The organism is Flavobacterium sp. (genome assembly GCF_965277525.1).
Taxonomy (GTDB): Bacteria; Bacteroidota; Bacteroidia; order Flavobacteriales; family Flavobacteriaceae; genus Flavobacterium.
In genome coordinates, this window is sequence record NZ_CBDIDC010000001.1 from 325,438 (window position 1) to 337,662 (window position 12,225).

Genomic DNA, 12,225 nt, shown 5'->3' on the forward strand with positions numbered 1-12,225 from the left:
GGAGATTGTAGATTTGAATATAGACTGCATTGCTTTTATTTTAATACAAAGAGCGAAACTATATATAGAATTAATATCAGTAAAGTTCTAAAAAGAAAAGTTCGAGTATAAAAAAATGATTTATTGTCAGAAATAATAATTAAAGATACAGTTGTTAAAAACAGTAAAAACTATTTTTAGACACTATCAAAAACGCCATGAAACGAAAGAAATTATTTTACAAATTTTCAACAATCATTTATTTTCCATTGAATTTATATACGCTTTTTTCATAAGTTTTTTAGTTTCTTTATTATTAGTAGTATACATATATTCCCAAGCTTTTCTTATCCTATCGTTTTGAATTTGTTGCATTTCAATTTCTTTGCTATTATCACTATAATGTATTCCCCAGTTGTAAAGATTGCTTAGAGCTACCATTATAACAAGCCATAAAAACCATCTACCAAAAACAATTTTATAAAATAGTTTCGCATCCTGTTCAGGAAATAACAAAATCTGAAATTTCCTAATGATACTTTTCGGTTGTCTGCCAATCATATATTTTATATCAAGAAAACCTTTTTGCAGAATAGCCTCTACTAATTTAACATCCAATGGTTCTGAAACATTTTTTTCTACTTTATGATCCTTAATAAATGTATCCATTTTATTGGCTACGTTATTAAACGCAATAATAAGCATCTCAATATGCTGATTGTTTGTTTTCTGTTCCTCTGTAAATTCCTCCAGTACTAATTGTAATGCCTCTCGTTCTATATGATCTTTGTTTACATTTGTTTCCATATTACTATTTTTTAAAATATTATCTCCTTAATGATGGCTTATTTTTCTTCTTTTTGGGGATTTTCTGTAATTCAGGATCAATATAATCCGGTTCATATTCAAAATTCATTAGTTGAGCTGTAACCCCTAAAATCTCTTTAACAACTTCCCCTCCTGTCCTACCTGAGTTATAGCTTTGCTTTTCTTCATTCTGCATACCAGTATTGAAAGAATTGGATATTGAAAGACTGTCTTTATTACGATTTTTCACTTCTCCTGCATTTTTTATTGCAAGCTGTTTTTTCTGACGTAATATCTTTTCAATTTTTGTCAAAGAAAAACCAACTTCACTCCCTTTTATTTTTACTTTTTTATCATCTATAAAAGAAATCCCCCTACTTTTAAGAACTTTATATCCTAAATTTTGCATCTGTCTTTCAAAAACTAAATAAGAACCGGCATACTTTAATGTCTGTTGGATATCTGTTTTTAGTTTTTCTTTTCTACTATCATGGCGAGGCAATAACCTATCTTTAGAAGATAGGAATACTCTTGGACTTAATACTTCTTGAAGACTATATTTTTTTTCAAGACGACGACAAAGTTCAGACATGCGTTTGTAGCTATTGCTATCATTGGCAACCTTACCATTAAAACCTACTCGATTGGCTACTATATGAATATGCTGCTCTTTGGTATCCTTATGTAGTACGCAAATGTATTGGTTGTCTGCTATACCAAACTCCTTAGCGCATTCTCTTCCAATCTCTCTCAATTGTTCTTTAGTCAATGTGTCTTCTGGAGCTAAACGTAAGGTCAGGTGCAACATTGGTTTTTCAACACGCCTGCTTAATTTTCTGACATCCTTAAACTGCTCTGTAAGCTCATACTTGTTACCAAAACATTTATTGTATTCCAATACTTCCGCACGCCCTTTATGCTGCAAATGGTCTTGCATTGCCAGTGCAAGTTTTTTCTTTTCAGATAATTCCCTTTTATCTTCCAGGCAGTAGCTGATGCAGTGGTAAAAAGAGCGACCTATACTTACATGACCTATCATGACATAAATTTTTTAATTTGGACAGCAAGATCTTTAACCTGACCTGACTGTACTTTTAACTCTGCTCGTTCAAGCGGACTTAATTCATCGTTACTATTTCTCTTTTTCGCTATTTGGTTCAGGTTTGCCGCCATGTGGTTAAGCACTCCGGTAAAGCTTAGAATCTCTTTCGGAAGGACTTTATTTCTGTAATCAATCCTTGCCATGAGTCCGATTTCACGAAGGTATTCAGAAACGGTAAGATTTACTTTTTTAGCTTTGGATTCAATTATTTTACGCTCGTAGAGTGTACATTTAATCGCCATCAGTTGGTCTCTCTTTATTACCTTTTTTGGTCTACCCCCTCTGTTCTTTTTTATTTCTTTCTCTTCCATAGTCTTTTATCATTTATTTTTTGAATGCGGATGCATGAAAAAAATCCCTCTCAACGAATGCGGCAGCATGAGGGGAGCCAGCGTTTTGGTTTTACCAAAACATAGCTGGCTACCACTCGGACGTTATATAGATCGCCTAAAATTTTGGCTCTTCTTGATTTGTCTTGGCTCATTGAGCCACTGGTTTAAATCTTTTTTTTGATCGTATAAAAAACTTTGGTCAATATATTTTATAGAGTCTCTTTGCAGGACTTCATTAGTACATTTTATACCTCCCGTATCTCTGTCTAAATAGAGATCTACTCTCTCGTGTTTTTCCATTAATTGCAGAGACTTCTTAAAAAAAGACAGTGAATTAAGTATCAGGAAATTTGTTTGTAGGTTAACCGATTTTTGATTCATCATTTTATAAGAGAGGTAGTCAAAAAAGCCTTCAAAAACGACTACTGATTTTGCTTGGGTATCTATGAATGTGATATCTTTTGGTGAGCTGCTGCCTTTAAAATATTCATTTCGGAGTTCGTATCCTCCTGAAATATTTTCAAATCCGATTGCAGTATGCTTTCGATTATTTAAACAAAAATCAACCTCTTTACAATGTTGCCTTGCGATCTCTTGTGAAATGCTTCTGTTATCTAAATAAGACATCAACACCCTATTTTCCAATGTGTGTACGTCAACAATGACAATTTTATCAGTGAGGTTACCTTTCTTTTCATCTGCAATTTTTGGATTTGGATACTGTCGATTGTCATTCTTAAGTGATAAACTTATACCAGAGGAAATACTACTGCCATTTAAAAGCTGTAAAAATTCCGAAACAGTGCATCTAAAATATTCAATCCCAAAATCAACTACATTCCCTCCCTTGCCCAATCCATGGTCATACCATAAATTTAATTTCTGATTCACTTTAAAAGAGGGTGTGTTTTCATTTCTAAGTGGCGATAGATACCAATGATCCTGATTTTTTATTTTTGATGGCTCATGCCCTAATATTTCAAGATAATTGACTAAATCAATTTGATTTGCAATTTTACAAGTGAACTTTTCCATAATTGTTTTTTTTTAATAAACCTTCTACTTGATTTGGTACAAGTCTGTTCATTTGCTAATGAAAAAAAGAATTATAACTTTTTCTTTTTTTGATGTTTTGATGCAGATTCCACCTAATCCATTGATTATACTAACATTACACTGCATCAATAGCCGCATCATTGCATCACTTTATTTTTGCCCTGCATCAGTTTTGCATCAAAAAAGATTGTTTTTTAGTTTGATGCAAGCTTTGATGCAGATCTCTTTAGCTCAATTACAAGACTTTATACTAATTTTGCATCAAAGCATCAAATATTTTATAAAACAAAATCTTTTTGATAGTATAAAAACGTCCTCTTCGATCTACTTTTACATATTCGCCATGCGACAATAATTCAATTCCACAATAAGACTTCGTATTATCTTCAGGAGTAAAACCCCATCGTTTCAGAATATTTCTTATTTCATTAGCAGAAATATTTATTCTATTATTTTGCCTCCTCAGTAGAATGAAAATATCATTAGGAGCCAATTTCAACTCATCCTCTTCCATTTTTTCAAAACACTCATGTATCAATTCAAGCATCAGAATTTCTTCTTTATTTCGATTTACAAGCTTTAACAAGGAAGCGGTCATAATCTGTTCGGGTTTAAACCACATTCTGGTTTTTTGCTCGGAAAAATAATTTCTCATTTGCAGGTACTTTAAGAAATACGGAATTTCTTTGTTCAGTTTTTTAAGAAAGAATACGTCTTCTGTATTTATAGTGCGAATTTTACGAATCCAAAAACGGATTTCTTCTTCATCTATTTGAATAAAATTATCTTCATTATTAGAACAAAGAATAAATTTTGCAAAGAATTCAATTTCTTGTCTATCCTTTCCTTTTGCTTCTACTTTATCTTTGTCCGTCGTAGAAAGGTATTTTAAACGTTCTGTAATTTCTTTTTTATCAAAAAAGACTTCATCAATGGCTACAAGTAACATACTCGCCCAATCAGAATTAAACTGTGAACCAAATGAATCGCCTTTTATGTAAGTCATATTCATTCCAAAAATTGCCTTCAACCACTTTATAAAAGAGCTTTTTCCTGTCGATCGTTCTTTGCTTACTAAACAAAGAATTGGCAATGTTTGAGTAGGTTTTTCATATAAAAGTTTTATATAGTCCAAGCCTAACTCTCTTTGGTCTCCAAAAATATGTTGAATAAATTGCAATGAATTCGGAATCAATTTTTCGAGTTCATGAATTGAAAAATCCTTAGCGATCGGTTGGCTAGGGAGTTCATGATAGGTATTATAAAAATCATCTACAATTTGCTCGTAACCAAAATGATTAGGAATACAGCAAAATCCATCTAATTTGGATATGTCGTTCAAAAATGATTTTCCATGATCTGAAATGATTGTTTCCCGATTCCATCGAACCATTACTTTTACTTTATCACCAGAAATTAAAGGTTTATCTATAATTTTGAAATAGGAAGTTCCTACTCGTAAATATTTTTCTTCCATTTTGTGCAATGTTTTTTATTGTATATATAGTGTATACAATAGGTTAGATAATAAAAAAACAAGTATAGAAATGGTGCTTTCTATACTTGTCTTTTATATTTCAGGGATTTTACTTCATTAAGAGAGTCAAATAACTCTTCGTGATTTATTAAAATTCTTCTCCCAATAGAAGAAGCCTTAATATTACCCTTTTCAATGTGGTTTCTAATGGTCTGGCGATCCACATGCAAGAGTTCTGCCGCTTCTTTGACAGTATACATGTTATTCGATAAATCTTTCTCTGGTTTAGTAAGAAGTTGTGCAACTAAACTTTTTAGCTCTTTCAATTCTGATTGAATTGTTTCAAATGGATTTTGCATAAAATTGTAGATTTAATTTTTTACAATTTTATAACTTAATCATATTAATTATAATTTATTTGTATTCAATATCTTCAATTGAATTCAATTGAAAATGAGTTGAATTATATTTGGTTAAAAATGGAATAATCATTTTCATAATATTTTTCATGATGTGCTTTAATTAGATTATTTTCCTTGGAAAGATCATATTTTGTTAGCATCGTTGAATTAATTTTAATATCTAAAAATTGGCTAGAAACCTCACAAAAATTTTTGTTTTCAATTGTGTTTTTAAAATAATTATTCTCTTTTAACTTAGAAAACAATAAAGCGAAGTATAAAATTTCTTTTTCTTTATACAACCACTTACAATTTTGGTCAATTAATCCAATTTTAATGGCATTATTTTTAAAATTCAAATAACACAATTCATCTTTAAAAAAATCTTTAAAGCGAACTTCTATTGTATTATTTTCATCATTTAAAAAATCATAATTTACTATTGCTGAATTTATTTTATTCCTCTTATCAGTCTTATCAATCAAAAGACGAAAATATAAAACAACCATAATTGCTGCCGAAAACGTTATTCCTATAGCAACTAGTCTAAATATTCCTTCTGATTTCAGAAAAACATTTTCGAAAAAATAAAAAGCAATCAAAAAAAGAAAAACCATAATAAGAATAACTACACCTAATTTAATTTCACTATTAGTATTCTTATTATCAAGAGGCTTTAAATCAATAAATTCTGATTTCTTTTTAAAATATTTCTTTTTAAAATCCATACTAAACGATTTTCAATTTCAATTCAACATTAAAAACTTCATCCATGGCTTCTTTTTTCTCTGGTTCACTAATCTGATAATATTGATTCAAAGTTTTCATATCGTTGTGTCCAGTTATAGATGCAATTAATTTATCACTTTTACCTTGTCTTTTCATCATAGTAATAAAAGTTCGTCTTGCTGTATGGGTACTTATTCTATTGTAGAAGAACATTTCTTCTTTAATATTTTCTTTCCCTTTAGTTGTAACTTTTTGAACTTTATTATTGTATTCCATCTCCTGAAATACTTCTTTTATATATTTATTCTGTTTTTGATTGGCAATTAAAGGCAGTTTATAATCATATTTTAATAAAATATATCTAGAAATATTGGTTAAAGGTATCTCCCTGGTTTCTTTAGTTTCATCTTTATTTTCTTTTAATAAAATAAAATCATTAGTTACATTACTTCTTCTTATCAAAGATAATTCACCAAAACGCATACCAGTTACACAAGCAAAGACAAAAACATCACGAACTTTCCCTAGCTTTTCACTTTCAAATTCGTGTTGCATCAACTTATTCAAATCATCAATTGTTAATGCAATTTGATTTGTAATTACTCTCTCAACTTTTTTAAATTCTGTAAAACTATCATTATAAGTGAATTTATTTTTCCTAGCCCAAAACATAAAGGTTTTGAAAAGCCCTAGATTTCTAGCATAAGTATTATTAATATGCTTTAAATCATCCATACAATAGGCAGTGAATTCACGATGAAATGTTTCATCGATCTTACTAAATGTCAATTTGAATTTTCTAGCCGCTTCAAATTTTTCTAGAATATTCTTTATATTTTTATACCTTTTGATTGTTGACGCAGACCATTCTTTGCCTTTTTCCTTTTCGGCAGTAAACTCATCATACGCATCAAAAAATGCATTTTTCCCGGACGGAGCTTTTTTAAACTCTTCGTCAAAAATTTTTTTTAAATTCTTCGAAGTAAAAGGTTCATTTATTCTTTTATACAAGCTTTCTGTTTCAAGAAATAAATCAGAGTATCGATTCATCTGAAGTCTTATACTTTGAACAAATTTTGATTTCTTTTTCCCATTTACAAAAGGGAATCTATTTTCAAAATCCCAATTTTCAGGCATTATTTTCTCACCAGTTGAAAAGACAAATTTCTTATTCTCATTTTTAAAATAGCATGAAAATAAAATCAAAGTTTCTTTATCACTCTTCGGCTCTTTAAGATTAAAAGTGTATTTCATCAGTTGACAATTTAGTTGACAATAATGCCATATTTAGTTATAAAAACTTAGTTATAACAAATATAAGAATTACTACAAAACAAGCGTTTCTTATTGATAATCAATTATTAACAACCAACTCTGATATAATTAGCGCTATAGTCGGCGACTCCACAAAAAGGAAGGTGTAGAACACCTTCCTTTTTTATTTAATTCTCAAAAAACATTCGTTTTTAAATCTTTCAATCACTTCAATTCTTATTCTTTTAACAAATATTCTTTTTTGAATTATAGAAAGTATTGTACACAAAAATGAAGTCTGCGGGAATCGAACACCGTAATCAATTACAAAACAGTAAGTTAAAAAAAGCATTAGCCTGAGCAACGCCTCACAAACAATTTGTTATGCTCTGCTGTATTTGAAAATCTACCACTCCAATACATAAGAATCTTATTTATTTATTTATTGAAAAAAAATGCGGTTGCCTTTTCAGACAACCGCATTTTTTCTAACTAATTTATTCCAACTTTATTTATATTCCTTTTCTTTTTGCGCATACCAATCTTTCATTACATAAAAAGCTTTCTTTTTAATTCCCTGATCTGAAATCAAGCCTTTGCGGTTAAAGAAATCTTGAATATTAGGCAATTGTCTGCGTGGCGATCTAAAATCAACTAAAATCCAAGGGGAAACTCCTGCCAGACCTTCTATACGATTGAACATTTGCGTGTTTTGTACATACAATTCTTCTTGATATTCTTCGTTCCAGCGTTGTGTTTTGTCTCCGTGTAAACCTTGCAACGCTTCACCGCCAAATTCGCTGATGATAACAGGTTTGTTATACGGAATTATCCATTGCATGTCTTTACAAGACTCGTTTGTTCCTCTGTACCAGCCTAAATATTGGTTAAAACTCACAATGTCTACATATTCGTTCATATTATCATGAAGTGTATTTACATTATTTGGACTCTTGGTTACTTCCATAGCCATACTTATTAAACGTGAATTATCCTGCGTACGGGCATATTTAGCGAGTTTACTCAAAAAGACATCTCTATCGTCGCCATGCGGGGTTTCGTTTGCTATAGACCAAATTACGATTCCGCAGCGATTTTTATCTCTGTAAATCATATCGTGCAGCTGACGTTCGGCATTGGCGTATGTATCCGGATTTGTCCACGAAATGGTCCAATATACCGGAACTTCAGACCAAATCATCAATCCCATTTTTTCGGCTTCTTTTACCATATTTTCGTTATGCGGATAATGCGCCAAACGAACATAATTACAGCCCAATTCTTTTGCCCAGGTTAATAAAGTAACCGCATCTTCTGTAGACCAGGCTCTTCCAGATCTAAACGGTGCTTCTTCGTGAATACTGATACCGCGTAAAAAGACCTTTTTTCCGTTTAACAGAATTTCTTTTCCTTTGGTTTCAATCGTTCTAAAACCAATTTTATCAGCAATACTTTCATCGGTTTTGTCAATGGTTACGTCGTATAATTTGGGTTTTTCCGGTGTCCACAAAACGGGATTGGTTTTAATTTCAAAATAGGCCATTCCCTTTGCATCTGTTGTGATGCTTTTTTTGATTTTTAATTCGGGAATTGTAATCGAAACCGACTGATTTGCTGTCTCACTGTTCAGCTTTATCCAGCCCGAAATTTTTGTTCGGTCTTTTTTATCCAACTGAAACAGATAATCTTCGATATAAGTATTCGGAACCTGAGCCAAAGTAACATCTCTGGTGATTCCGCCGTAATTCCACCAGTCCATGTTTACGGTTGGTACATTATCTTTATGACGTTTGTTGTCCACTTTTACTACCACAAAATTATTTCCGTCAACAAGCAAATTGGTTACATCAAAATTAAAAGGCGTATAGCCGCCTACGTGACTTCCAGCTAATTTTCCGTTTACATATACTTTTGCATCGTAATTAACTGCTCCAAAATGAAGAATACCTTTGGTTTGAGAACTCTTTTTATAATTAAAGTCTTTCTGAAACCAAACTGTCCCTTCGTAAAAAAACAATCTTTCGTCTTTACTATTCCAGTCAGACGGAATATCCATCGTTGCCGACGTTGCAAAATTATATTCGGTTAAATCTGTTGTATTGAATTTTTTATTTTCGAAAAATCCGTTGTTTTTAAACGGCATTAACCGATAATCATAATATCCGTTTTCGAGCGGATCTACAATATAACTCCATTTTCCGTTTAAGTTGATGTTATTTCGAGCCGAAATATTGGATAGTAACGGAATTTCCTGTGCCATCGTTTTCCCAAAAAACAGAAAAGTAAAACACAGCATTATTATTTTTCTCATAGTCAAAATTGTTTTTTATTTTTAATTATAAATCCTTGTCCTTATACGCATTTTTATCAATCTAATTTCTATGATATTATTAATCTTTTTTAGGAGCTAATCCCGCTATCCGTTCCAATCTTTTGCTACATTTCATTACACAAAAGGATTTCCACTTCTATCGGGGCTAGGGCATTCATTTTCATTAGAATGTTTTCGTTTAATATTTCATTTCGATAAGATTACGCTTACTTCCGTTAAAAAAATTAATATTTATTGTTTATCAAAATAGCGTGTCAATTCAAACGCATTTTCATTGATTATTTTCATCTCTTTCAATAAAGGCTTATACGGTTCAAATGCGCTGTTTACAATACCTTTATTCGAATCTCTGTTTGAATAATCGGTACTTAAATCTTCCGGATCATTGTCCATATATTTGAACCAATGCCAGCCCACCGAGTTTTTATTTTTAAGCAATTCCAATGTGAAATTCTGGTAAAAAAGGCCTCTCTCTTTTTGAGTTCGAACCAACCATCCTGCACCTGTATTATTCGGCAATCCGGAATCTTCTCCTTTGGTGTACCATTCTGTAATTAAAAACGGTTTTCCGGACCATTCGCCCCATTTATTCATTAAATCCTGACTCGGTTCCCATTTTCTGTAATGGTTAATCGAAATGATATCCATGTACTTTCCGGCCACCTTAAAAATCTCCGGATTAGTTAATTCTTGCTCTTTATCCTGATTAAAACGACATCCTAAATAAAGATGATTGGGATCTGCTTTTTTAAGTGCAACGGTTACCTTTTTCATATAGGTTTCAAAGTAAAAAGCGGTAAACGCGATTCGATCTTCCTGCGTAATATCTGAGGCTGAAGCGCTAAAACCTTTCCTTTGATCGAACCATTCTTTTGCCGCAATATATCCTTGTTCATCTTTGGCCAATAAAGTTAAATGTTTATCTAATGCGTCGTTATACCAAGGAAGCTCATTATCAGTAAAATAACCCATCAAATACTTGTCATTTTTATATTGAGAAAGGTCTTTGAATGCTTTTTCGATATAGGCATCAAACTCTTTATCAAAAACCATAACCAAATCAAAACGGTAATTCTGCCAGCTGGCTTCTTTGTATTTTCCACCATATTTTTTAATATGGTCTGAATGATACATACCCATTGGCGAAATAATTACGGTATAAACCAGAGGGTTTTCTCCTTTTCTCACTAAGTCTGTATTCGACCACGCTCCTACTCCGTTAAATCCGTTATCGCGAAGTAATTTTGATTCTTGTTTTAACCAATTTTCCGAACTTCCGAATTTTTTATCAAATGCTTTTTGCTGATTTACAGAACGTCCGGCATTAAAAACGGCAACTCCTTTATAAATAAACGGATAACCTTCGGGATCGATAATCCACCATCTGTTGTCTATTTTTTGCGTTCTAAAAAATCCTGTTGCTTCTTTCTGCCAGGCTTTTGATCCGCCATAAATCGAAATCGCTTCTTGTTTTTTTATTTTAAAACCGGGAAGTTTATCAATCGTTTTGGCTTCATACGAAACCCATTTTGGGTCTAAGGCATTTTGTCTCGCTTCGACTTTTTGGTATTTTATATTATTCTGTGCGTGCAGGGAAATCAGGCTCGTAAAACAGAATATTAGATAAAGGAAATGCTTCATTACATTAGTTTTTAATATTTGGAAATTGAAGAAATTTTGGGACAGTACTTTAACACATAGAAACATAGATTTACTTTGAGTATAAAAGGCGTTTCACTAGTTTAAATTCATATAGCTCATCTATGTGTGAGAAAACTAGTTTCTTTTTTTTATATTCTTCTTGAAATCTAAAAAACCTATGTCTCTATGTGTTTAAAAAATTATTTCGATAAATAAATATGATCGAAATCGAAAACGTAATTATTTAAAACTCTTACATCTTCAGGATCAACGCTTCTTAAAACCAAAATATCTTTGATTTTTGTCAGGTCTAATGCCGGATTCTGTTTTTTATATTCAGCAATTGGAATCTTAACCATATTCCAGCTTCCATCTCTTTTAAGTCCGTATAAATTGCTTGTGGCATCGAACTCTACATATCCTGTATTCGAGGCATCTTTCATTCTAAATCTGATTTTTCCGGTGCTGGTCGTTCTTACCGCCATATTAATATAAGTGTAAGATGAAATATCAGTGAAATTTACAAACGACAGAATTGCCATCGCCCATTTAGCTTCTGTTGCAGGTGGTGTTGCCGGAAGAGAAAAATTTCTATACGCCCCTTCATAACCATCATTAGCAACTTCTTTAATTACAAACTGATTGCTTGAAACCCAATTTAAAACAGGGGCCGTTTTGGTAAAATCAGGATTGTCAGAATAAATTTTAAGGGCGTCAGTCGGAATAACAATTGGCGGAATTGCAGGAGCTTCGACCTCAACAGCAAATGTTTTCTTTTCGACTGTATTATCAACAAAAGTGATTTCGAGAGTCGTTGTAAACGTTCCTCCTTTAGTATATTTTACCTCCACATTTCGCTCGATTGAGGCTCCTGGAGATCCGCCCTGAAAAGTCCATTTTACAGCACGAACTTTTGTTGATGAATCGGTATATGTGACCGTTTCTCCTGCTTTAACAGAAGTGTTTGTCGAAGTTGCTTCTAGCTTTCCTTTATTATAAAGATATACTTCGCGCACATCATTTTCACAGGAAAGTAAACCTATGAAAAGAACTAAAAACAGGTATTTTAATTTAGATATATGATTTAGTTGTAAAGTCATGATTTCAAAATTTTT

Annotated in this window: 11 protein-coding genes; all 11 read right to left on the reverse strand. The window is 31.9% G+C overall.

Annotated elements, in window-relative coordinates:
- Positions 1-234: 234 nt before the first annotated feature.
- The 11 genes from ACQY44_RS01355 to ACQY44_RS01405 all read right to left on the reverse strand — a co-directional run bounded on the left by ACQY44_RS01355 (position 235) and on the right by ACQY44_RS01405 (position 12,210).
- The gene (locus ACQY44_RS01355) at positions 235-786 is read right to left on the reverse strand and encodes a hypothetical protein (protein WP_428228622.1); all 552 of its coding nucleotides are present in this window, start codon (positions 784-786) and stop codon (positions 235-237) included.
- Between the two features lie 19 nt (positions 787-805).
- Positions 806-1,825: a relaxase/mobilization nuclease domain-containing protein gene (locus ACQY44_RS01360; RefSeq protein ID WP_428228623.1), complete on the reverse strand. Its 1,020-nt coding sequence runs from the start codon at positions 1,823-1,825 to the stop codon at positions 806-808.
- Positions 1,822-2,199 (reverse strand): plasmid mobilization protein, encoded by a 378-nt coding sequence (locus tag ACQY44_RS01365; RefSeq protein ID WP_428228624.1) that lies wholly within the window; start codon positions 2,197-2,199, stop codon positions 1,822-1,824. Before ACQY44_RS01365 ends, ACQY44_RS01360 begins: the two co-directional genes overlap by 4 nt.
- Before the next feature lie 123 nt (positions 2,200-2,322).
- Entirely contained in the window at positions 2,323-3,255 is a 933-nt protein-coding gene (locus ACQY44_RS01370; RefSeq protein ID WP_428228625.1) for a toprim domain-containing protein, read from the reverse strand.
- A 271-nt stretch (positions 3,256-3,526) separates the two neighbouring features.
- Entirely contained in the window at positions 3,527-4,753 is a 1,227-nt protein-coding gene (locus ACQY44_RS01375; protein WP_428228626.1) for a primase-helicase family protein, read from the reverse strand.
- A gap of 80 nt (positions 4,754-4,833) precedes the next feature.
- Positions 4,834-5,112, reverse strand: a complete 279-nt coding sequence (locus ACQY44_RS01380) for a helix-turn-helix domain-containing protein (RefSeq protein WP_428228627.1) — start codon at positions 5,110-5,112, stop codon at positions 4,834-4,836.
- Between the two features lie 104 nt (positions 5,113-5,216).
- Entirely contained in the window at positions 5,217-5,882 is a 666-nt protein-coding gene (locus tag ACQY44_RS01385) for a hypothetical protein (RefSeq protein WP_428228628.1), read from the reverse strand.
- Between the two features lies 1 nt (position 5,883).
- Complete coding sequence (locus tag ACQY44_RS01390; RefSeq protein ID WP_428228629.1) at positions 5,884-7,137, reverse strand: tyrosine-type recombinase/integrase; 1,254 nt, start codon at positions 7,135-7,137, stop codon at positions 5,884-5,886.
- Between the two features lie 508 nt (positions 7,138-7,645).
- Positions 7,646-9,448, reverse strand: coding sequence for a glycoside hydrolase family 2 protein (locus ACQY44_RS01395; protein ID WP_428228630.1), 1,803 nt, complete (start codon positions 9,446-9,448; stop codon positions 7,646-7,648).
- A 252-nt stretch (positions 9,449-9,700) separates the two neighbouring features.
- On the reverse strand, positions 9,701-11,110 hold the full coding sequence (locus tag ACQY44_RS01400) for a hypothetical protein (RefSeq protein ID WP_428228631.1): 1,410 nt from the start codon (positions 11,108-11,110) through the stop codon (positions 9,701-9,703).
- A 200-nt stretch (positions 11,111-11,310) separates the two neighbouring features.
- Positions 11,311-12,210: a PKD domain-containing protein gene (locus ACQY44_RS01405; protein WP_428228632.1), complete on the reverse strand. Its 900-nt coding sequence runs from the start codon at positions 12,208-12,210 to the stop codon at positions 11,311-11,313.
- Positions 12,211-12,225 lie beyond the last annotated feature (15 nt).